Below are 23,016 nucleotides of genomic sequence, written 5' to 3' on the forward strand. Positions count from 1 at the left end.
GAGTTCCTTCTTGAACACGTAATCTTTTATGCACAAAACTTTAAAATTTGTATTAGTTTGTATTGCACAATAACATTCTAAACAATTGTCTGAAATATACGCAATCGCTGAAATGACCGCTCATCTTGTTTAAGTCGCTAATAGTTTGCAAAATATTTAAATGTTTTTTTATGGCGGTCACATTTTTCAAAAAAAGCCATTCATTGTTCCGCATTTGACTGCTACTATCTTACTCATTGGTAAATGATTAAAAAATGCTATGCAAGATTCAATTGAACAATATATGCAAAAAGTTGGGCAACAAGCACGCGAGGCCTCACGCGTCTTAACAAGTGCTTCTACCTCACTAAAAAATCATGCACTCTCTGCTATTTATACTGCTTTGGAGAATAATCAAGCAGCAATCTTGGCGGCGAATCAAATCGACATGGATAAAGGTCGTAGCAATCAGCTCGACAGTGCCTTACTTGATCGTCTTGAGCTTACGCCCGCACGCTTTAAAGGGATGTTGCAAGGTTTAAAAGATGTGATCGCGCTTGTCGATCCAATTGGGGAAATTACTGATCTTGCATATCGCCCCACAGGCATTCAAATTGGAAAAATGCGTGTACCTTTAGGTGTTGTTGGTATGATTTACGAATCACGTCCAAACGTTACCCTTGAAGCTGCATCTTTAGCGATTAAATCTGGTAATGCCATTATTTTACGTGGTGGTTCAGAAGCACTCGAGTCAAATAAAGCAATCGCTGAAGCTATTAAGCATGGCTTAAAAGTTGCTGGTTTACCTGAACATTCAGTACAAGTTATTGAAACTTCTGACCGTGCAGCTGTTGGTCACCTCATCACGATGGCTGAATATGTAGATGTAATCGTTCCACGTGGCGGTAAAAGCTTAATTGAGCGCGTAACCAATGAAGCTCGTATTCCTGTCATTAAACATCTTGATGGTAACTGCCATGTATTTGTTGAAGCACAGGCAGACTTGCAAAAAGCATTACCAATTACTTTAAATGCCAAAACACATCGTTATGGCGTTTGTAATGCGATGGAAACGCTGCTTGTTGATGAAAAAATTGCAGACGTTTTCTTACCACGCATTGCCGAACTATATGCTGAAAAACAAGTTGAGTTACGCGGTTGTCCAGAAACACGCCGTATTTTGGGTGCCTCTGTAAAACCTGCAACAGAAGAAGATTGGTACACCGAATATTTAGGGCCAATTCTTGCAGTTAAAGTGGTGAGCGGGATTGATGAAGCAATTGACCATATCAACAAATATGGTTCACATCATACCGATGCAATTGTGACTGAAAACTATACTTTGGCTCGTCAGTTCTTGGCTCGTGTAGATTCAAGTTCAGTTGTAATCAATGCTTCAACTCGTTTTGCTGATGGTTTTGAATATGGCTTAGGTGCAGAAATTGGTATCTCTACAGATAAAATCCATGCCCGCGGTCCTGTTGGCTTAGAAGGCTTAACTTCTCAAAAATGGATTGTGTTAGGTGACGGTCAAATTCGTCAATAATTAATCTATTTGTTCAAACCAGAAACGCCTGATCAATTTCAGGCGTTTTTTATTATTCAAATTATGAGTCACTATAAAAAACCAGCCCGTAGGCTGGTTTTTTTATTCATATATTTATTAGAAAATAAAGTCGGTATTCACGAATTTAGAATAGTGCTCAGACACCATAGAGGCCAACATGCCTTTGCTATCATCTGTCTGTTTAGCAGCAATCATAGAACGGATAGAGAACGCTCGTAGAGCATCATGTACAGACAGTGTACCTTCCGCGGAATCTTTACGACCACCGAACGGGAATACATCAGGGCCACGCTGACATTGACAATTGATGTTTACACGACAGACCTGATGGACCAACGGATCAACTAAATGACCAATTTGCTCAGGGTCACTACCAAAAATACTCACCTGCTGCCCATGATCAGAAGTAGTGACATATTCCAAGACAGTTTCAATGTCATCATAAACAGAGACTGGAATCACTGGACCGAACTGTTCTTCACGATACAGTCTCATCCCCTCAGTCACTGGATAAACTACGGCTGGATAGAACATGGTTTTGCAGAACTCACCACCTTCCGGATTAACTACTTTTGCCCCTTTAGCCACGGCATCTTCAATGACGTCAGTCATGTAGGCCGTACGGTGCATACCTGGTAATGGGGTGATAAATACACCCTTTTCCCACGGCATACCCACTTTAAGTTTGGCCAGTTCAGCCGTTAAGCGGTTAACAAATTCATCGGCTATCGAGCGATGTACCATCAACATTTTGAGGGCAGTACAACGCTGACCATTAAATGACAATGCACCCAACAGACACTCTTTCACTGTCAGATCCAAATCAGCATCTGGCAGAATAATAGCGGCATTCTTCGCATCTAGCCCCAAAATCGCACGCAGACGGTGAGATTTAGGATGTTGCTTCTTCAAATGATCAGCTACTTTACTAGAACCAATCAGTGCCAGTACGTTAATTTTCCCAGATGCCAGTAGATGGGGTACCACTAGAGAACCTGGTGCATAAATGGTATTGATCACACCTTTTGGAAATGAATCACGGAACGCTTCTAGTAACGGTTCAAACAACAATGTCCCAAATTGAGGTGGTTTGAAGATGATCGTATTCCCCATCAGCATGGCTGGGATCAGAGTTGCAAAGGTTTCATTCAGTGGGTAGTTGTATGGTCCCATACACAACACGACACCTAGTGGAGTACGACGAATTTGACCAATCGTACCTTCAGCGATTACAAAGCGGGAGTTGGCATTATCCAAATCTTTTAGGGCATCAATCGTTTGACGCATGTAGGTAATCGTACGGTCAAACTCTTTCTCTGAGTCTGCCAAGCTTTTGCCAATTTCCCACATGATCAGCTTAATAATCAGATCTCGTTGCTCCACCATGCGCTGAATAAAATTTTGCATACAGGCAATGCGCTCACCAACCTTCATCATGGGCCATTCGCCACGACCATTATTGTAAGCCCTTACTGCTGCTTCTAGTGCTTCATCGCTTTCTTTTTCACCCATGACTGGATAACTACCAAGTTCAACTTGCTGTAGGCTACCGTCAGGCTGCTGAATCCAGATCGGAGATAATGTTTTCTTGGTTGCACCAGCCCATAACTTCAACTCACCATCCACGAGTGAGACACGCTGATGAATTTGGGAGGGCAAACGTACACTTTCAGGAATACCGTCCACTACTGGGAATTTATGCTGTAGATTATTTAACTGATTCATTCTTCTTAATACCTTATTATTCGTATGTCTTTTATATATTCCCGAACTCACCCCTGTAATCAGGTTTTATTCGGGTCAATATCACTATTATTATCCGTACTCACCTTGCTTGAACCGTAAACTACAAGGTGAATATCTTAAAGCGTTGATAATCTTTCTAGATGAATTTACCCCCGACACACACTATCAGCCACCCCTAGCTTCTGGATGACTTGTTCAATGATCTGTTCTGGTGTGAGAGCAATATCAATAGCAATTGCTTCATTCACATCAGGTTCCTCTAATGTGTCTAGCTGGGTTTGTAGCAACGCTGGGTCAAAAAAATGACCTGATCTTTCTGCAAGTCGTTGCTGTAATAACTCATAAGAACCTTTTAAGTAGACAAACTTAACATTCTGGTCCTGCCCTCTTAAAATATCGCGATACATGCGTTTTAAAGATGAGCATGTAAATACAGCCGTTTCACCGTCTCTTTGTTTGGTTTCAATGGCCTGACGAATTGCTTGTAACCATGGCAAGCGGTCTTCATCAGTTAAGGGAATACCTTGACTCATCTTACTTTTATTTGCAGCTGAATGAAGCGTATCGCCATCAAGGAACTCACAAGCCAAACGCTCTGATAACAATTCACCAATTAGGGTTTTACCTGTTCCACAGACACCCATTGCAATCACAATCATGGATTACTCACCTTTAATTATAAAATAGTGCTAAGCAGTAGCGTGAAAGATAAACCCAACACTGAAATGATCGTTTCCAATACCGACCAAGTTTTGAGTGTCTGCCCTACTGTCATACCGAAATATTCTTTGATTAACCAGAATCCTGCGTCATTTACATGTGAGAAAACTAATGAACCTGAACCTGTGGCAAGTACCAAAAGCTCGGGCCTAACTGCAACACCCGCCGTAGCTGCAATTGGAGCGACAATACTACACGCTGTAGCCATAGCCACCGTTGCCGATCCTGTTGCCAAACGAATCAGTGCTGCAACAAACCAGCCTAACAATAACGGCGACAGGTTTGCCTTCAACGCTGTAGAAACAATCTCATTAGAAATACCAGTGTCACGCAAAATGCCGCCAAAACCACCACCAGCACCTACAATCAACATAATCCCAGCAATAGAAGCTAAACACCCACCGCAGAATTTTTCAATTTGTTCACGGTTAAAGCCCTGCATCGTACCAAAGGTAATAAAGCTGACCAGCACGGCAATGAGTAATGCAATATCAGAAGTACCAATGAAACGTAGTAAATCATTTGCGAAAGTTTGTGGTGCAAAGAATAGATCAGCCCAGCTACCAACCAACATTAATACTACAGGCAGCATAATTGTGAATAAGGTAATCCCAAAGCTTGGTAGCTCACGAGTTCTATTGGTATCTGCTTCAATAAACTGCTTCGCTAACGGATTATTTTCGGGCAATTTAACGTATTTATTGATCCAAAGTGCATACAATGGCCCAGCGACAATAGCCGTTGGCACACCAACGATCAGACTATAAGCAATCGTTTTACCGATATCAGCATGATAAGCCTGTACTGCCAACAATGCCGCTGGATGTGGTGGAATTAAGCCATGCACAACCGACAAACCTGCAACCATTGGCAAGCCCACAACCAGTAAGGATTTACCTGTCCGTTTAGCAATGTTGAACGCAATTGGAATGAGTAGAACGAAACCTACTTCGAAAAATACGGGAAGGCCAACAATAAGGGCAATAAACATCATGGCCCAGTGAATATTTTTCTCACCAAACCATTTAATTAAGGTGATTGCTATTCGCTCTGCGCCACCAGACTCGGCCATCATTTTACCGAGCATCGTTCCTAGTGCGATTACAATCGCAAGGTGGCCTAAGGTTTTACCTGTACCGGCTTCATAAGACTTAACAATATCACCCATTGGCATACCAACAGCCAAGGCTAAACCGAGTGAAACAATAATAAGAACTAAAAATGGATAAATTCTAAACTTCGCGATCATGACCACTAAAGCAATAATCGCGATTACAGTGTAGATCAGTAACATGCCACCCTGAACCGTCTCCATGGGACACTTCTCCTTGGAATAATTATTTAGGCACACTGCCTAAACAAGGGTCTTCAACCACAGTAATTCCTACTGTTAAGACATTAAATTTTTATATTTAGGTGTGACCAGCACAAACTGGTCACATCAATACAGCCTTTAAAGCACATAGAATGCACTTCATTTTTTATAAATATTGTCTACATTTACAAAGCTCTCAACTGACTCGCAATTTGTGCCAAGCGAGTAATTTCAGCCCAGTCTTGTGCAACTACAGTAGCTTTAGGTGTTAACCATGAACCACCTACACAAACCACGTTAGGTTGTTTTAAGAAATCTGGCGCTGACTCTGCCGTAATTCCACCAGTCGGACAAAAGCGCAAGTTTGGAAATGGACCATAAAATGCTTTTAGCATCTCAACGCCACCTGCCTGTTGAGCTGGGAAGAACTTCACAATGTCATAACCCAATTCAATCGCTTGAATCAGGTCACTTGGTGTCATCACACCCGGCAATAGAGGTAAGCCAGCATCTTGCGCAGCCAAATGCAAATCTTTAGTTAAACCAGGAGATACACCAAATTGAGCACCTGCTTTTTTGGCTTGAGCACAGTGTTCTGGCTTGGTAATCGTACCTACACCAACCACAATGTCATCAGCCAACTGGCTAGCACGCTCGATAGCAGCAAGACCAGCAGCGGTACGTAAGGTAATCTCAAGAACTTTCACGCCACCTGCATGTAAAGCACGTGATACATCTTCACCTTGCTCGGCAGAATCAAATGCTAATACAGGAATGACTGGGCCTAATTTGACGATATCTTCAATTTTAATCATTATTTTTCAGTTCCTTTGATTCAAATCTGCTCTGGTGAATTTTCACCAACCAATGCACCAAATACAGATGCCCCATGTTCAGCTGGCGCAGCAGCAGCACGGAAAACACCAAATAATTCACGGCCAAAGCCAACTTCGTTTTCTGCCTGATGTTCTGGCTGTGCAACAGGACGCGACTGCCATACATCGTCATCTATTTCGACATCAAGTACGCCAGCTTCGGCATCAATAATTAACATATCGCCTGTTTGAACTTTAGCAATCGGCCCATTTAGTAAGGCTTCTGGAGATAAATGAATCACCGCAGGAACTTTGCCTGAAGCGCCAGACATACGACCATCAGTGACTAAAGCAACGTGGAAACCTTGATCTTGTAAAACACCCAACACAGGCGTTAAACGATGCAATTCAGGCATACCATTCGCACGCGCACCTTGGAAACGAACAACTGCAATAAAGTCTCGGTGTAATTCACCACGATCAAATGCAGCTTGCACTGCTTCTTGCGAATCAAACACAATTGCTGGAGCTTTAACTTTACGGTGTTCTGGCGCAACAGCAGAAATCTTGATCACGCCACGGCCAAGGCGACCTTGCATTAAACGCAAGCCACCATCTGGTTGAAACGGCGCATCAATGCTACGTAGAACTTTGTCATCAAGGCTTTGAACCACACCGTCAACCCAAGTGAGCTTGCCATCAATCAGTTTTGGTTCTTTGGTGTAGTGCTGTAAACCTTTACCAGCTACAGTCGTTACATCGTTATGCAACAGGCCAGCTTCAAGTAAGTTACGAATGAGGAAAGCGACCCCACCCGCAGCTTGGAAATGGTTTACATCAGCCTTACCATTTGGATAGATTTTTGCGAGCAATGGAACAACAGCCGATAACTCATCGAAGTCATCCCAGTCAATCAAGATGCCAGCGGCACGAGCAATCGCAATAAGATGTAGAGTGTGGTTGGTTGAACCACCTGTAGCGAGTAACGCCACAATACCGTTTATAATTGCTTTTTCATCGACCACATGACCAATCGGCGTGTAGTTTCCACGCTCAACTGTTAAATCAAGTACACGAATCGCCGCTTCTGCGGTGAGTGCATCACGTAATGGTGTATGAGGATGAACAAATGCGGCACTTGGCAAATGCAAGCCCATGACTTCCATCAGCATCTGATTACTGTTGGCTGTACCATAAAAAGTACAGGTCCCTTGTCCGTGATAAGCAGCTGACTCAGCTTCTAGCAAAGCATCTCGGCCAACCTGACCCGTTGCAAATTGCTGACGAATTTTGGCTTTCTCATCGTTAGATAGACCACTGGTCATTGGGCCAGCTGGCACAAAAATAGTAGGTAAATAGCCAAACTGCAAAGCACCAATGAGCAAGCCCGGCACAATCTTGTCGCAAACACCAAGACATAAAGCTGCGTCAAACATGTTATGAGACAATGCAATCGCTGTACTCATCGCAATGGTTTCACGAGAGAACAAAGATAGTTCCATACCAGCATTACCTTGGGTAATACCGTCACACATCGCAGGCACACCACCTGCAAACTGTGCCACGCCGCCATTCTCACGAGCGGCTGTTTTAATTAAATCTGGAAATGTTTTATACGGTGCGTGAGCCGACAGCATTTCGTTATATGAAGATACGATGCCAATATTTGGTTCACGGCCTACTTTAATAATTAATTTTTCATTATCGTCCATACTGGCAAAACCATGAGCCAGATTGGCACATGAAAGTGCTCCACGAGCAGGAAATTTGCCTTGTGCATGTTCAATACGTTGTAAATATGCAGAACGAGTTTTTTGACTACGTGCGATTACACGCTCGGTCACTTTTGCCAATACTGGATTCGGCAAGTCCATGCTGGACGCTCCTGTACAACCGGATAAGCCGGAACATAAAAATAGACCAAATGATATATTTCATCATCATTTGATAAGGGGAAGGAACAATATTATTAAGGCAAAAAGCGACATGCAAGCCCTAGTAAATTTTACGGTAATACCAGAGCATGGGTATTAAATACAAATTATGTTTAAGTTTTAAACAAGAAGCTGGTTTTATTTTTGACTATATTTACTGGTATATTAGCTTCTAATAACTACGAGAAAATTCTCATAATATCAAAGCAATAAAATATTCTTATAAATGTATTTATACCACTTTTTTATACTAAGTTTTATATTAAAAATGTTTATGATTTATATATTTTAACCTATATATAAACGATTAAAATTTAATTTCATTTACGTATATTATTTGTAATACTCCCCTATAGTTTGATTAAAATAACAGCACTTCTTTTTTCTTAAAAAATTTATACCAAATATTTGAAAAATACATTAAATAGAAATTTACCTTTCATAAATATATACAAAAAACTCGTTTCTACACGTATAAAAAAACAAGGAATACAGTGGTTAAGCTTTATACTGGACAAATGTTAGTTACAAATAATTTGATGGTCGATAGTGCTTAAGTCTAATGGGCTAAAGTCTATCTTGGACAGAAAAACAACACATGTTAAAACATGACAACCCGTTCAATCTGTATCGAAAAATAATACATCTTGAACAGGAAGTTAGGAAAACTATTTTAAATCAGGACTTGGGTATTTCAACGTGGCTACATCAGTATTAGTTATCAATTGCGGCTCTTCATCTATTAAATACGCACTGGTTTCAGAGCGTCGTGAAGATCGTATTTACGGTTTAGCAGAAAACTTGGGGGCAGCTGATGCTCGTATTAAGGGAATTACAGTAGGTGGTGAACCACTTGAACTTTCAATCCCTTATGCTGACCATGCCAAAGCTTTAGAAACTTTACTTGCACGTCTTGCCAACTACAAACCGCAAGCAATCGGACATCGTGTTGTACACGGTGGTAGTTTAACCAAAGCAGAATTACTCACTCCTGAAATTATTGAACGTATTCGTGCTGCGACACCTTTAGCCCCACTTCACAACCCAGCACATTTAATTGGTATTGACGCAACCGTACGTCTATTTCCTGAATTACCGCAAGTTGCCGTATTCGACACTGCATTCCATCAAACCATGCCACCGCATGCATACCGTTATGCAATTCCTAAATTTTTATATACTGACCACAACGTCCGCCGTTATGGCTTCCATGGTACAAGCCATGCGTATGTGTCTGATAAAGCGAGTGAGCTGGCAGGTAACCTGAAAAAAGGTGGATGGTTAACAGCCCACTTAGGAAACGGCAGTTCAACTTGCGCAGTATGGAATGGACAAAGTGTTGATACTTCTATGGGTCTTACTCCACTTGAAGGTGTGGTAATGGGAACACGTAGTGGTGACGTTGATCCAAGCTTACATAGCTTCCTTGCGAAAAATCTCGGTTGGGACTTGGCTAAAATTGATAAAGTTTTAAATAACGAAAGTGGCTTACTAGGCTTATCTCAACTGTCTAACGACATGCGTACAGTCATTGAAGCTGCTGAAAATGGCAACGAAGATGCTAGTCTTGCAATTGAAGTGTTTAGCTATCGCCTAGCAAAATCACTTGCTGCATTAAGCTGTGGTTTGCCAACTTTAGACGGCTTAATCTTCACGGGCGGTATTGGCGAGAACTCAGCTTATATTCGTGAAAAAACCTTAGCGTATTTACCTCATTTTGGTTTGCAGCTTGATAAAGATCAAAACAACAATCTAAAACGTGGCACTGAAGGAAGAATCGACAACGGAAATGGTCCACAAATTTGGGTCATTCCTACAGACGAAGAAGGCCGTATTGCCAAAGAAACTCGTCAAGTTGTTGAAGCAGCAGAAAATACAGCATCTGTAGCAAGCCTTGCTTAATCAGATCCTAGCGAAAACTCGATATTCGTTTATTTATAGGTTTATATGAATACAATTTTATTGATTCCTACAGGCGAAGGGGTTGGCCTAACCTCTGCCTGCTTAGGTATGATTTACGCACTTGATTGCAACGGGATTAAAGCTGGCTTTTTAAAACCATTTTCTCAAGAAGACCAAGAGCATCTTGACCGAACCACTTCATTATTTGGTCATTTATTTCAAAGTAAAACCGTTCAATCTATTTCGCATGAAAAATTAACTCAGCTTATTGCCGCTGGAGAAGTAGATGAATTACTTGAAGAAGCTGTTAGCCTTCATCGTAGTGTTGCAGCAGACCATGATGTCATTATTGTGGAAGGCTTATTACCAAACGGACAAGACCATTTTGCCAGTGAGCTCAACGCAAGTCTTGCACAAGCACTTGATGCAGAAGTCGTGCTGGTCAGCACAGCAGATATTCAAAACCCGAAAAAAGCAGCAGAAAAAGTAGATGCTCATTTACGTCAGTTTGGCGGTGCAACATCAAATCGTACTGCTGGTGTTCTGTTTATGCGTACCCGTGGATTAACCGAAGAAACAGCACAAATTCCTGTTGCATTTGATCCATCGTTACGACCAACTGAAGAAATCGCGAAATTTACGACCGAACTGCAAAAATATAATCGTTATTTCGGCTCTAGTGATTTACCGATTATTGGTTTAGTTCCGTTTAGTAATACACTGAGCGTACCAAGAACACTTGATATTGCCAGCGTTATTGAGGGGCAATGGCTACATCAAGGTGAAGCTAAAACACGTCGTATTTTGCATTCGAGTTTAATTGCTTCAAGCATTGAATATGAACTGAATAAATTCATTGCAGGCGAATTAATTATTAGCGCATCTGAGCGTACCGACGTTTTACTTGCAAGTAGCTTAGCAACCAGCAACGGTATACCTCTAGCAGGTTTGGTACTTACGGAAAGAGAAGCACCAGCACCAGAACTTTTAGAGTTTTGCCAAAGTGCAATTAAACAAGGTTTGCCGATTTTACATACCCGTTTAAACACACTTGAAACTGCTCAGCGTTTATCTAATTTTGGTAATGAAATTCCAACCGATGACACTGAACGTGCTGAGCAAGTGACTCGATTTGTTTCAAGTCATATTGATGTTGAATGGCTTAAGCAGCACAGCAACAATGCCGCAACCCCTCGCCTGTCGCCATCGGCTTTCCGTCATGAATTAGTGCAAAAATCAATTGCAGCTAAAAAACGGATTGTGCTACCTGAAGGTGATGAACCGCGCACCATTCAAGCTGCGGCAATTTGTCAGGCACGTGGTATTGCTGACTGTATTTTGTTAGCTAAACCAGATGCTGTGCACGATGTTGCAAAAGCACGCGGTATTGAATTACCTGCTGAATTGGCAATTGTCGACCCTGATAGTATTCGTAACCAATACGTTGCACCAATGGTTGAGCTACGTAAAGGTAAACTCAACGAGCTTCAAGCGAAAGAACAGCTTCAAGATACCGTAGTGCTTGGCACCATGATGTTAGCCTTAGATCAAGTCGATGGCTTAGTTTCTGGTGCGGTACACACCACTGCAAATACGGTTCGCCCAGCATTCCAACTCATCAAAACAGCACCTGAATATTCACTAGTTTCATCTATATTCTTTATGCTTTTACCAGATGAAGTTTATGTATATGGCGACTGTGCAATTAACCCAGACCCGACAGCAGAGCAACTTGCTGAAATTGCAATTCAGTCTGCTGACTCAGCGAAAGCTTTTGGAATTGACCCGCGTATTGCCATGATCAGCTACTCAACTGGTACTTCGGGAACAGGCGCTGATGTTGAAAAAGTACAGCAAGCAACTCAAATTGCTCAACAACGTCGTCCGGACTTACTGATTGATGGTCCACTTCAATACGATGCAGCTTCAGTTGAAAGCGTAGGACGTCAAAAGGCACCAGACTCACGCGTTGCTGGCCGCGCAAATGTATTTATTTTCCCAGACTTAAATACAGGCAACACAACTTATAAGGCGGTACAACGTGCTGCAAATGTAGTCAGTGTAGGTCCAATGCTGCAAGGCCTCAACAAACCAGTCAATGACTTGTCTCGTGGCGCATTGGTAGATGACATCGTCTTTACAATTGCGTTAACGGCAATTCAGGCAGAACAGCAAGCCACCGCCAAATAATTAATATAATTAACCTTTACTACCTCTCGCCATTTGATGTCCGCTCAAATGGCTTTTTTTTATTTTAATCATTCAAAAATAAATAATTTTCCGATCTGTCTCTTTTAAATCACATCAATATGTTCTTATGCGACTTTCGGTCAAAAGATCAACCAATCTCCCACAACACTGTCTTTTTGTCATATAATTTAGCCCGCTAGCTAACAGCCCGCTCAAGAGATTTTCTGGTATGACAACGATTATCAAACAAGATGACTTGATTACATCGATCAAGGACGCCCTACAGTTTATTTCGTACTATCACCCGCAAGACTTTATCCAAGCGATGAGCCGTGCTTATGATCGCGAAGAAAACAAAGCCGCAAAGGATGCAATTGCACAGATTCTAATTAACTCTCGCATGTGTGCGGAAGGTCATCGTCCAATTTGCCAAGATACTGGTATTGTTAACGTTTTCCTTGAAGTGGGCTTAGATGTTAAATTTGATTTAACGATGAGCTTAGACGATGCAGTAAATGAAGGTGTTCGCCAAGGTTACCTTGAAAACAGTAACGTTCTTCGTGCATCTGTACTTGCTGACCCTGCATTTGGTCGTAAAAATACAAAAGATAATACCCCTGCTGTAATTCACTACAAACTCGTTCCGGGTAATAAAGTAGATATTACTGTTGCTGCTAAAGGTGGCGGTTCAGAAAACAAATCTAAACTTGCGATGCTTAACCCATCTGACTCGATTGTTGACTGGGTACTTAAAACCGTTCCAACAATGGGTGCAGGCTGGTGTCCTCCGGGTATGCTCGGTATTGGTATTGGTGGTACTGCTGAAAAAGCCATGATGCTTGCTAAAGAAGCGCTCATGGAAGAAATCAACATGGACGAATTACTTCGCCGTGGACCAGAAAACAAAATCGAAGAACTTCGTATCGAAATCTTTGAAAAAGTAAACGCACTTGGTATTGGTGCTCAAGGCCTAGGCGGTTTAACGACTGTTCTTGATATTAAAATTAAAGATTACCCATGTCATGCTGCTGGTAAACCAGTAGGTATGATTCCTAACTGTGCTGCGACTCGTCATGCTCACTTCCAGCTTGATGGTACAGGTGTCGCTCATATTCAAGCACCAAAACTTGAAGACTACCCATCTGTAACTTGGGACTCTTCACAGTCTAAACGCGTAAACCTTGATATCATTACTCAAGAAGAAATGGACTCTTGGAAACCAGGTGACACATTACTTCTTAGCGGAACAATGTACACAGGTCGTGATGCTGCGCACAAACGTATGGTTGAAATGATCGACAATGGTGAAGAATTACCAGTTGATCTTAAAGGTAAATTTATTTACTACGTTGGCCCTGTTGATCCAGTGGGTGATGAAGTCGTTGGTCCTGCTGGCCCAACAACTGCAACACGTATGGATAAATTCACACGTAAAGTATTAGAACATACTGGCTTATTCGGTATGATCGGTAAAGCTGATCGTGGTCCTACAGCAATTGAAGCAATCAAAGACAACAAAGCAACTTACTTAATGGCAGTTGGTGGTGCGGCTTACCTCGTATCTAAAGCTGTTCGTGAAGCTGAAGTTGTTGCGTTTGCAGACTTAGGTATGGAAGCAATCTACAAATTCGTAGTTGAAGATATGCCAGTTTCTGTTGCAGTTGATGTAAACGGTACTTCAATTCACGCAGTAGCTCCAAAAATCTGGCAAGCGAAAATTGGAAAAATTCCAGTAGTCGATGCAGCAGCTGGCTAATCAAGAAAAGCACCGAATTCGGTGCTTTTTTTTATACATTCTTTTTTTATTTTAAAATCTGAAAAGAATTGTAACAATTACTTCGTCAATCTGTGCTATTAATGAAAGCACCCTCTCGCCAAATATTGAATATAGGTCATTTCATGACTATTCGCCCTATTCTTAAAAATCTCTCAATCAGCCTCTGCCTAAGCTGTATTACCACAAGCTTATTTGCCTCTCCTGCCAAATTAAGTTCAGTTAAAGAACTCATGCAAATGAGTCAAATTGATTATTTGCTTAAAGAATCAATTAATGAATTAACGCCTTACTATGATCAACAGGCAGAACAGATCGTTAGTAATATCACGGGTATCAAAACTTTAGGTCCAAAAGAAAAAGAGGCCGCGAAGAAGTTAGGTTCTCTCCTAAAAGATTCGAGCAATCAGCTGATTAGCAACCCCAAAACAGCTCAAGCCTTACAAGATATTTATCTTAAGACTTATACTGAAGAGGAAATTCAGGCTAATCTGAAATTTTTAAAAACCCCAGAAGGCCAATCAATTACGCGCAAGAACGTACAGATTATGGGACAAATTTCAGAATATATGATGGAGTTGGGACAGCAAACATTTAATGACCCTAAAGCACGAGATCATATGCAAGAAGAGATGCTTAAAATTCTTGCACCGTTGATGAAAGATAAAGAAAAGTCTTAACTTTTCTTTATCTTTTGCAGCTCATTACCAAGTTAAAGGATTCCATAATTTAAATGGTTTAATCAGATGTACATCTGATTTTTCATCATATTTCGCTGGCTTTAATTCTTGTGGTTTATGACGGATCTTTCCTGAAGCATCTTCAGCCACAAAGTTGTAGCTAGAAGATTTAAGCTCGGTAAATGCTATCTCTCTACGTCCAATATTGTCTTGCATTAACATAAATGGACCAGTATGTTCACTTCGGTCCATTTTATTTTCTTCATCATATTTCAAATAATAAGACGTTCCAGTCTCAACAGTGATATCAATATATTTTGGTTCTTGAAAATGGATTCCAAGTAAAGGGCGACTCGCAGAAAGGCGATACGTTCCTGCTGGCAACTCAATCCAGTAATAATGATTATGTAATAGACTCGGAATACGCTTACCATTCACAAAGAGATTAATCGCTGCAATTTCCTGACGATTCCATTTTGTGTCCGGTCGATATAGATAAACTACAGCAGCCTGTTCATTTTGTGGTTTGATTGGAGCAAAAGTCTGACCCAATTTTTGGTTGACCCACCCTCCCACAGTAAAACCGCCTAAATGATATTGATCTAATAAACCTGGTTCTTTTTCAACATCAACTTTAGGTAGAGTCGCAGTCAATTCACTCGGATTTTTTTCTAAATGAGATGAACTTTGACAGCCCACAAATAGTCCGGCACAGCACAAAGATACGATTAAATAACGCATGGCATCCCTCAAAGCGTTTTGTTTTTGATTTATTTTTTACACCGCAAAACTATGCGTATTTTGTATTTTTAAGATTAACACTACCCATATAAATTGAAAACAAAAAAAGCATGAATCACTAACGCGATTCATGCTTTTTAGATGAATGAAATCTATGCAGACTTCGAATCAATAACCTTTAAATCTGCCTTAGCAACACTTTCATGCGTTGCAGCTTCTTTAGGTTGACGTTCAGCCTGATAAACAGGTTCTGCTTCACCATTAATGACTGCTTCATTAATAATGACTGTTCCAACATCTGTACGACTTGGTAAATCATACATAGTTTCAAGCAGTACGTTTTCCATAATAGAACGTAGACCACGCGCACCCGTATTACGTTCAAGAGCTTTTTTAGCAACAGCACGTAATGCAGAGTCTTCAAAGATCAGATCAACATTTTCCATAGTGAAAAGATATTGATACTGGCGTGTTAATGCATTTTTTGGCTCAGTCAAAATTTGCATTAAAGCTTCTTCGTCTAGCTCTTCAAGTGTAGCAATCACTGGTAAACGACCAATGAATTCTGGAATTAAACCAAATTTCACTAAGTCAGTTGGCTCAACCTGACGGAACAATTCAGCCAGCTTTTTGGTTTCATCTTTGTTTTTAACGTCAGCTGTAAAACCAATACCGCCTTTCTCTTGACGCTGTTGTACAATTTTTTCCAAACCAGAAAATGCACCACCACAAATAAATAAGATATTTGAGGTGTCAATTTGGATAAACTCTTGCTGTGGATGCTTACGACCACCTTGAGGCGGAATCGAAGCAACTGTACCTTCAATCATTTTTAATAATGCTTGTTGTACACCTTCACCAGACACATCACGCGTAATTGATGGATTTTCAGATTTACGAGTAATCTTATCAATCTCGTCGATGTAGATAATGCCCTTCTGAGCCTTCTCTACATCGTAGTCTGCTTTTTGCAAAAGCTTTTGCACAATATTTTCAACATCCTCTCCCACATAACCAGCTTCGGTTAATGTTGTTGCATCTGCCATCGCAAATGGAACATCTAAAAGGCGAGCTAATGTTTGCGCAAGTAAAGTTTTACCTGAGCCAGTAGGTCCAATCAGTAAGATATTACTTTTAGCAATTTCTACTTCTTTAGACACATGGCCATTATGACCAACTTTCAAGCGTTTATAATGGTTATAAACCGCAACAGAGAGTGTCTTTTTGGCAAGATCTTGACCAATAACATATTGATCAAGCGCAGCACGTATTTCATGTGGTTTTGGCAATGCCTTGCTCGCCCAGTCACCTGCTTCAACCTGTTGGCTGGTTTGTACAAGGTCTAAGCAGACATCCACACATTCATTACAAATATATGCGTCCTCACCCGCAATCAGTTTCCCGACTTCAGACTGCGTTTTACCGCAAAATGAACAATGTTTTTGTCCTTGAGGATGTTCGGACATATTCACTCCACAAATAGAATCTTAAATATTAGGGCAAGATGCACTGCATAAATAACTAAATGGAGATCTTTTTCAACATCTCAAGTTATTTATATAAGAAGGTCCTTATGGACGCTTACTTAACACCTGATCAACCAGACCATATTCTTTAGCAGCTTGGGCTGTCATAAAGTTATCACGGTCAGTATCACGAGCAACGGTTTCATAGTCTTGACCACTGTGCTCTGCCATTAAGCGGTTCAAACGTTCTTTAATAAAGAGAATTTCACGCGCATGGATTTCAATATCCGATGCTTGACCACGGAAACCACCCAATGGTTGATGAATCATGACACGGGCATTTTCTAAACAATAGCGTTTGCCTTTAGCACCCGCATTTAATAAGAATGCACCCATTGAAGCAGCTTGACCCATACAATATGTCACGACATCAGGCTTAATAAACTGCATCGTGTCATAAATAGCCATGCCCGCTGTCACAGATCCACCTGGAGAGTTGATATAAAGGTGGATATCTTTATCAGGATTTTCAGCTTCTAAAAACAACATTTGGGCAACAATCAGATTTGCCATGTTATCTTCAACTTCACCTGTCAAAAAAATGACGCGCTCACGTAAAAGTCGTGAATAAATATCAAAAGAACGTTCGCCGCGAGAAGATTGTTCAACCACAACAGGAACTAAAGCATTTTCAATTGTTGGAACATACATACGTTATTTATTCCTAAATTTTTTGTGACTTAACCTATGGCAACAATATGCGGGATAATTTCTCAAATTGCAAAAGGTTCGCACTGAAATATTATATTATTTATACCTAAGTACTTAATGCCGCACTCTAATTGATCACATAAAGAAAAACAAAAAAGGCGCCTCAGGCGCCTTTTTCTGACTTCTTAAAAGATTAGCCCATACGGCGAGCTTGTTGTTCTTTCAATAAGTCATCATAAGATACAGCTTTGTCAGTCACTTTAGCACCAGCTAAGATGTGATCAACAACTTGATCTTCTAATACAACTGCTTCGATTTGAGCACGTTGTTGAGCATCATTTTTGAAGTATTCAATCACTTCAGTTGGATCTTCGTAAGAAGAAGCCATGTCGTCAATGTAAGCATCAACGCGAGCTTGGTCAACTTCAAGTTTAGCATCAGCTAAAACTTTGCTTACCAATACGCCAAGCTTAACAGAACGCTCTGCTTGTTCTTTGAACAATTCGTCAGGAAGCATGCTCTTGTCAAAAGATTGCGCGCCTGCACCACCAAATTGTTGAGTGAACTGTTGAACCATTTGTTGACGTTGGCGGTCAATTTCTTGCGCAACCATTGCAGTTGGAACTTCAACTTCGTTCGCAGCAACAAGTGCATCAAAAGCAGCTTGTTTAACTTGGTTACGTAAACCATTGCGAACTTCACGTTCCATATTCTTACGAACGTCAGCTTTTAATTTCTCAACGCCTTCTTCTTCAGTTACACCGAAGATTTTCAAGAATTCAGCATCAATTTCTGGAAGTTTTGATTTTTCAACTTGCTTCACAGTGATTTTGAACTGAGCTGCTTTACCAGCCAAGTTTTCAGCTTGGTAGTCTTCTGGGAAAGTAACATCAATTACTTTCTCTTCACCAGCTTTCATACCAATGATGCCGTCTTCAAAGCCAGGAATCATACGACCTGAACCTAACACAAGTTTAAAGTCTTCAGCAGAACCGCCTTCAAACTTCTCACCATCGATAGTGCCTTCAAAGTCAAAAGTCACTTGCATGTCTTTTTTCGCCATACCCTTGGTTACAGCCCAAGTTTGACGTTGTTTTTGCAAGTTTTCGATCATAGCGTCAACGTCAGCGTCTTTAATTTCAGCTGATTTACGTTCAACTTCTAAGCCGTCAAATGCTTTTACTTCAACTTCTGGATAAACTTCTACAGTTGCTTCAAAAACTAAAGCGTCTTCTTTATGTTCAACTTTCTCAATGTTCGGCATACCTACCGCATTGATTTTTTCTTGTTGAATTGCTTCAAAAACGCTATCACGAATGATGTCATTTACAACTTCTTGATAAATGCTTGCACCGTATTCGCGACGAACAACGTTTTCAGGTACTTTACCTGGACGGAAGCCGTTGATCTTCACAGTTTTGGCAGTGCGCTTCAAACGAGCTTCAAATTGCTCGTTAATACGGCTCGTCGGTACAGACACATTTAAACGACGGGCAACGCCCGAAACCGCTTCAGTCGTTACTTGCATGGCTTCCTCGATAAAAATTAGTTAGTAGGAACAGTTTTTAAAAAAGTGCTGTATTATATGACAACTTTCAAGATATACAAAATTAACCGATCACTTCATGTAAGTGAAGGACATTATTCTAGTAAATTTCACAGTAATTTTATGATTCTTTAAATATTTTTCATAAGTACTTAAGTAAAACTAATTTTTTAGTTATTCTTTATAAATCTAAAATTACAATTAAACTTTGAATTTAATCGCTTTAATAAACAATTACTAATAATCAGTAGATTAGCCATATAAAAGTACAATTTACCATTCGATTATTCATTTTCTCTTCATAATTCAATTGGCAAATCCAATTAACACAAACTGTACATATAAATAAGAATTATTATTATTCGCATAACCTTTTAGTTTTAGAGTCCTGAAGTTATGTCTTTGATTAGAACACGTAAAAAAATTGTTTCTTCTGCAATAGCTTCATCGCTATCAATGATTGCAACAACAGCCATGGCGCAAGAAGCAGTTTCCCAATTACCAACAATTCATACTAAAGCGACTCAAGAAGAATCTTTAAAAGTAGATCAGTCTGCAAACTCTAAATTCGTAGCTCCTCTCAAAGACACACCAAAATCAGTCTCTATTCTTTCTCAAAAATTAATTAAAGATACAAACTCTAATACCCTACTCGAAGCATTACGCTATGAACCTGGTATTACATTAGGTGCTGGTGAAGGCGGCACACCGTTTACAGATATGCCTTACATTCGTGGTTATAGCGGTCAATCTTCTATCTATGTCGATGGCGTTCGTAATACGACTTCCCAAAACCGCGACATGTTTGCCATTGAACAAGTTGAAGTTATTAAAGGCTCTTCTTCTGCCCTTGGTGGTGGCGGTAGCGTAGGTGGAAGCATTAACTTAATCCCTAAAGTAGCTCATGAAGGTGACGTTTACCAAGGTAGCGTTCAAGGTGGTACTGACAACTATCGTCATATACAACTTGATGCCAACAAAGACTTTGGCAACGGAGTTGCTGGTCGTGTTGTTATTATGGGTCACGAAAATGAAAAAGCTGGTCAAAGTAACGGTGCAGAATATGCCCGTGCCGGTATTGCCTCAAGTCTTGCATTTGGTTTAGATACGGCAACTCGTGGAACACTAAGCTACTACTATTTACGTAGTAACGATGAACCTGATGCAGGTATTCCATTTAACAACGCAAACCCAACGAAACCTCCTGTTGGAGTTATTGTAACTCCTGGTGACGGCAAGCCCGTTGATGTAAAAGCTGGAACCTACTATGGCTGGAAAGCGCGTGATTTCGACAAACGCGAAAACCACATTGGTACGTTTAAGTTGGAACATGATTTTAATGAAAATCTTACCTTGTCTAATATAGCAACCTACAACAAATCTAAATCTGATTATGTTTATACGAATGCTGATGACTCTAAGGGTAATATTTACAGAGGCACAATCGCTCGCCGTGCGTTAAGCCGTATCTTAGATAGCGATGCTTATAGCGATCAGCTTTCTTTAAGAGGTAAATTCAACACAGGTAGCCTAAAGCATTCTTTTAATGTTGGTACCGAGTGGAGCTTCCAAGAAACTGATCAGGGTGTACATACTTTTACTAATGCTGCTGGTGAAACCACATCGACCATTTTAGACAGCAATATTCAAAACTGTACTTCAGCTGCTGCTGTGGCAAATGGCTGGTGTACGAGTTTAAATAATCCTGGAAATGGTGCCTTCACAGATAAGCGTGGATCTATCACAGCACAATCGACCACTCGTAGTCATAATGTAGGCGTATATGCTTTAGATAGTATTGAATTTAATCCACAATGGTTACTTAATGTAGGTGTTCGTTGGGATAAGTTTGAAACTGAGAAAAAATATAATAAGGACGTAAGTGGACGTACTCCTCACAAAGCTGGTGATAAATTAGAAAGCGATACAGATTACTTCTCTTACCAAGCTGGTTTAGTTTTTAAACCAACAGAAGATGGTAGTATTTATTTAAGCTATGCTACGTCAGCAAACCCAGTAGGTGTGCTTGCTGAAGGTGACACAGGTTCAGATTCTATTAGCGACTCAGGCGCTGCAAGTGCGAGTGCAAATGATCTAAAACCAGAAGAAGCTCGTACTTTCGAGTTAGGAACTAAATGGGATCTGTTTAATAACCGTGCTAATTTAACAGCAGCAGTTTTCCGTACTGAAAAGCAAAATACACGTATCCAAATTGATCCGAACACGACAGCCAATGCTGGTAAAAGTAAAGTTGATGGATTTGAAATTAGTTTGAACGGGAAAATTACCGACAAATGGGATGTTTCTACAGGCTATAGCTATTTAGATAGCGAAATCACAGAAGCTGCATATAATGCGGTTGCTCAAGAAGGTAAACCATTACCATTTGTAGCGAAAAACAGTGCTACACTTTGGTCTACTTACAGAGTAATGCCTCAATTGACTTTAGGCGCTGGTGTTGAATATCGTGATCAAGTCTTTGTAAACACAACCGCACCTAAATATTTGCCAACTTATACCATTTACAATGCTATGGCTAAATACGACGTGAACAAGAACGTAAACTTACAGCTTAATATTAATAATATTTCTGATAAGCGTTATTTCACAAGTGCACATGCAGCTCACTACGCATTTGAAGGCAATGGTCGTAATGCTGTCTTAGCGATTAACTTTAAGTACTAATGTTAAATGCCATAATTTATTTATGGAATTAATTGAAGTTCATATAAAATAGCCTCGTCATGAGGCTATTTTTACAAATGAAGTATCTATTTAAAGGGTGTTTGCCGTGATTCATCATATCCCCAATGTTTTAAGCAAAGAGCAAGTTGCCGAGTTTCGTAAGCTCATGCAAGACGCCAATTGGGTAGGTGGGAAAGTGACTGCCGGCACCTTGTCTGCTTCGGTGAAAAGAAATCAGCAACTCTCAGAACAAGACCCGCTTACTCATCATTTAAGTGATCTTGTCATCAAAGCAATTTGGCAAAATCCAGTGTTTCAGGCTGCTGCCCTACCCCACAAAATTATTCCACCGCTTTTTAATCGTTATGATGAACATGAAAGCTTCGGTTTCCATGTAGACAACTCAATTCGCCTTATCCGTGGAACTTCTGAGCAGCTCCGCACTGATTTATCTTGTACATTATTTTTAAGTGAACCCGATGAATATGAAGGTGGTGACCTAGTGATTGAAGACACTTATGGTTATCACGAAGTTAAATTACCAGCAGGTGATGTCGTGCTCTACCCGTCTACTAGTCTGCACGAAGTCAGTAGCATTACCTCAGGTACTCGTTTCGCTTCTTTTTTCTGGGTACAAAGTTTGGTCCGTGACGATAGTAAACGCCACCTTTTATTTAATCTTGATGAGAGCATTCGAGAACTACGTAAAGCACACGGCGATAACTATTCAGAAGTCATGAAGCTCACCAATATTTATCATAATTTAATTCGTATGTGGTCAGAACTGTAACTATATTTATTTTTGCCTTTTTAATTCTTAACAAACTTTTTTTCCTTAAAAAGGCAAGAATATGAAAATAATTTTCCATAAAAAATAAAATAGCGCAAAATTAGAAAATTATTTTCTAAACTATTTAACTAAAATTATGATAAGAATTTTGCACAAGGTGTAATCATTGTTTAGATGTGATATATCTAAATATCAAGATTACCCCCAGCAAACCATCAAACTTATTATTCTACGGTCTAGAGATGAAAACGAATTACTTGTTTGCCCAGCCTACTCAAGCAAGACATCATCTGCAACTCCTGATACTGCGCCAAGCGCGCGTATAAAAATTTTGTCTGCTTTTTAAAGCAGCACTTTGAAATTCCCTTTAATTTTTCTGAATTAGATACCATATATTAAGTAGAGACGTTGCCTTTTAAATATATCCAGAGCAACCGCGCTACGAGACAAGGAGT

17 protein-coding genes are annotated in these 23,016 nt (G+C 40.3%); 8 read left to right on the top strand and 9 right to left on the bottom strand.

Annotation, left to right across the window (positions count from 1 at the left end; translation table 11 throughout):
* Positions 1 to 259 precede the first annotated feature (259 nt).
* Positions 260 to 1,525 carry a glutamate-5-semialdehyde dehydrogenase gene (locus AAC388_RS15745; RefSeq protein WP_044101247.1) on the top strand — a complete coding sequence of 422 codons (1,266 nt, stop codon included), beginning with the start codon at positions 260 to 262 and terminating at the stop codon, positions 1,523 to 1,525.
* 117 nt (positions 1,526 to 1,642) lie between these two features.
* On the opposite strand, the gene AAC388_RS15750 is transcribed toward AAC388_RS15745, so the two are convergent.
* The 5 genes from AAC388_RS15750 to edd form a co-directional block, all read right to left on the bottom strand.
* Entirely contained in the window at positions 1,643 to 3,271 is a 1,629-nt protein-coding gene (locus AAC388_RS15750; RefSeq protein WP_238517105.1) for an NADP-dependent glyceraldehyde-3-phosphate dehydrogenase, read from the bottom strand.
* Between the two features lie 167 nt (positions 3,272 to 3,438).
* Entirely contained in the window at positions 3,439 to 3,951 is a 513-nt protein-coding gene (locus tag AAC388_RS15755; RefSeq protein ID WP_342370907.1) for a gluconokinase, read from the bottom strand.
* A 17-nt stretch (positions 3,952 to 3,968) separates the two neighbouring features.
* Positions 3,969 to 5,327, bottom strand: a complete 1,359-nt coding sequence (locus AAC388_RS15760) for a gluconate:H+ symporter (protein WP_002115035.1) — start codon at positions 5,325 to 5,327, stop codon at positions 3,969 to 3,971.
* Positions 5,328 to 5,512: 185 nt separating this feature from the next.
* Entirely contained in the window at positions 5,513 to 6,142 is a 630-nt protein-coding gene (gene eda / locus AAC388_RS15765; protein WP_081175317.1) for a bifunctional 4-hydroxy-2-oxoglutarate aldolase/2-dehydro-3-deoxy-phosphogluconate aldolase, read from the bottom strand.
* 20 nt (positions 6,143 to 6,162) lie between these two features.
* Positions 6,163 to 8,016, bottom strand: coding sequence for a phosphogluconate dehydratase (gene edd / locus AAC388_RS15770; protein ID WP_069031393.1), 1,854 nt, complete (start codon positions 8,014 to 8,016; stop codon positions 6,163 to 6,165).
* Between the two features lie 658 nt (positions 8,017 to 8,674).
* On the opposite strand from edd, the gene AAC388_RS15775 reads away from it, so the two are divergent.
* The 5 genes from AAC388_RS15775 to AAC388_RS15795 all read left to right on the top strand — a co-directional run bounded on the left by AAC388_RS15775 (position 8,675) and on the right by AAC388_RS15795 (position 14,622).
* Positions 8,675 to 8,794 carry a hypothetical protein gene (locus AAC388_RS15775; RefSeq protein WP_014208326.1) on the top strand — a complete coding sequence of 40 codons (120 nt, stop codon included), beginning with the start codon at positions 8,675 to 8,677 and terminating at the stop codon, positions 8,792 to 8,794.
* Positions 8,776 to 9,978 carry an acetate kinase gene (locus AAC388_RS15780; protein ID WP_068976573.1) on the top strand — a complete coding sequence of 401 codons (1,203 nt, stop codon included), beginning with the start codon at positions 8,776 to 8,778 and terminating at the stop codon, positions 9,976 to 9,978. The genes AAC388_RS15775 and AAC388_RS15780 overlap by 19 nt, the downstream gene beginning before the upstream one ends.
* A gap of 45 nt (positions 9,979 to 10,023) precedes the next feature.
* Positions 10,024 to 12,168: a phosphate acetyltransferase gene (pta, locus tag AAC388_RS15785; protein ID WP_342370908.1), complete on the top strand. Its 2,145-nt coding sequence runs from the start codon at positions 10,024 to 10,026 to the stop codon at positions 12,166 to 12,168.
* 229 nt (positions 12,169 to 12,397) lie between these two features.
* Positions 12,398 to 13,924, top strand: a complete 1,527-nt coding sequence (locus tag AAC388_RS15790) for a fumarate hydratase (RefSeq protein ID WP_342370909.1) — start codon at positions 12,398 to 12,400, stop codon at positions 13,922 to 13,924.
* A 143-nt stretch (positions 13,925 to 14,067) separates the two neighbouring features.
* Positions 14,068 to 14,622 (top strand): DUF2059 domain-containing protein, encoded by a 555-nt coding sequence (locus AAC388_RS15795; RefSeq protein WP_002114716.1) that lies wholly within the window; start codon positions 14,068 to 14,070, stop codon positions 14,620 to 14,622.
* A 24-nt stretch (positions 14,623 to 14,646) separates the two neighbouring features.
* On the opposite strand, the gene AAC388_RS15800 is transcribed toward AAC388_RS15795, so the two are convergent.
* The 4 genes from AAC388_RS15800 to tig all read right to left on the bottom strand — a co-directional run bounded on the left by AAC388_RS15800 (position 14,647) and on the right by tig (position 19,068).
* Positions 14,647 to 15,363, bottom strand: a complete 717-nt coding sequence (locus AAC388_RS15800; RefSeq protein WP_064785531.1) for a DUF2846 domain-containing protein — start codon at positions 15,361 to 15,363, stop codon at positions 14,647 to 14,649.
* Positions 15,364 to 15,515: 152 nt separating this feature from the next.
* The gene (clpX, locus tag AAC388_RS15805) at positions 15,516 to 16,829 is read right to left on the bottom strand and encodes an ATP-dependent Clp protease ATP-binding subunit ClpX (RefSeq protein WP_002114726.1); all 1,314 of its coding nucleotides are present in this window, start codon (positions 16,827 to 16,829) and stop codon (positions 15,516 to 15,518) included.
* A gap of 105 nt (positions 16,830 to 16,934) precedes the next feature.
* Complete coding sequence (clpP, locus tag AAC388_RS15810) at positions 16,935 to 17,540, bottom strand: ATP-dependent Clp endopeptidase proteolytic subunit ClpP (protein ID WP_002114870.1); 606 nt, start codon at positions 17,538 to 17,540, stop codon at positions 16,935 to 16,937.
* A 193-nt stretch (positions 17,541 to 17,733) separates the two neighbouring features.
* Positions 17,734 to 19,068: a trigger factor gene (tig, locus tag AAC388_RS15815; protein WP_002114878.1), complete on the bottom strand. Its 1,335-nt coding sequence runs from the start codon at positions 19,066 to 19,068 to the stop codon at positions 17,734 to 17,736.
* A gap of 414 nt (positions 19,069 to 19,482) precedes the next feature.
* On the opposite strand from tig, the gene AAC388_RS15820 reads away from it, so the two are divergent.
* Positions 19,483 to 21,771 carry a TonB-dependent siderophore receptor gene (locus AAC388_RS15820; RefSeq protein WP_342370910.1) on the top strand — a complete coding sequence of 763 codons (2,289 nt, stop codon included), beginning with the start codon at positions 19,483 to 19,485 and terminating at the stop codon, positions 21,769 to 21,771.
* A gap of 106 nt (positions 21,772 to 21,877) precedes the next feature.
* The gene (locus AAC388_RS15825) at positions 21,878 to 22,561 is read left to right on the top strand and encodes a Fe2+-dependent dioxygenase (protein ID WP_202724490.1); all 684 of its coding nucleotides are present in this window, start codon (positions 21,878 to 21,880) and stop codon (positions 22,559 to 22,561) included.
* The last annotated feature ends 455 nt before the right edge of the window (positions 22,562 to 23,016 follow it).

Source organism: Acinetobacter sp. D009 (genome assembly GCF_038562025.1).
In the GTDB taxonomy this organism is placed as follows: domain Bacteria; phylum Pseudomonadota; class Gammaproteobacteria; order Pseudomonadales; family Moraxellaceae; genus Acinetobacter; species Acinetobacter pittii.